The sequence below is a fragment of the Pseudoflavonifractor intestinihominis genome (assembly GCF_040096055.1).
Lineage (GTDB): Bacteria > Bacillota > Clostridia > Oscillospirales > Oscillospiraceae > Pseudoflavonifractor > Pseudoflavonifractor intestinihominis.
In genome coordinates this window covers 1-836 of record NZ_JBBMFK010000066.1, presented here as the reverse complement: position 1 = coordinate 836, position 836 = coordinate 1, and the positions used below count along the sequence as shown (strand labels likewise).

Here is an 836-nt window from a genome sequence, read left to right as displayed (position 1 = left end):
GTGATCTGTTCCGAAATCCTGCTGCCGCCCCAGGCCCCAACGGAATATGCAGACCGGGAAACCCTCTGGAATGCCGTAGAGAAAGCCGAGCGCGGGAAGAAAGCCCAGCTGGCATACAGCTTTGACATTGCCTTGCAGAACGAGTTTTCCATGCAGGAGAACATCGCCCTGGCAAGGCAGTTTTTGTTGGAGCAGTTTGTGGGCCGCGGTATGGTGGTGGACTTTGCCGTACACCAGCCGGACAAGGTGGACGGTGGTATCCAGAACCCGCACTTCCATGTGCTGTGCCCCATCCGCCCCATCTTGCCGGACGGCCGGTGGGGCAGCAAGCAGCGCCGGGAATATCTGCTGGACGAGCACGGTGAGCGCATCCGGGACGAAGCCGGAAACTATGTGTTCAACGCTGTGCCCACCACCGACTGGGGCAGCCCCGACACCTTGGAGCATTGGCGGCAGGCGTGGGCAGAGTTGTGCAACGCCAAATTCGCGGAGAAGGGCTTGGATTGCCGCATTGACCACCGCAGCTACGAGCGTCAGGGTGTAGAGCAGTTACCCACCGTCCACGAAGGCCCCACCGTCAGGGCGATGGAGCAGAAGGGCATCCGCACCGATAAAGGCGACCTTAACCGCTGGATTCGGAAAACCAACACAATGCTGCGGGAGGCAAAAGCGAAAATCGCATCCCTGCTCGGCTGGCTGAAAGAGGTCAAAGCAGAGCTTTCCACACCCCAGCCGCCTACGCTTGTGGAACTGCTGTCCGCCTACTATGACACCCGCAATCAGGGCGCATACAGCGGCAAGGCCAAAATCGGGAATTTGAAAAAGTTTTCGGAAAC

The 836-nt window shown here is 59.1% G+C and carries 1 protein-coding gene; it reads left to right on the top strand.

All coding sequences use genetic code 11. The annotated features are described in order from the left end of the window. The coding region (locus tag WMO64_RS17030) for a MobA/MobL family protein (RefSeq protein WP_349232768.1) at window positions 1–836 on the top strand (836 nt) is incomplete at both ends.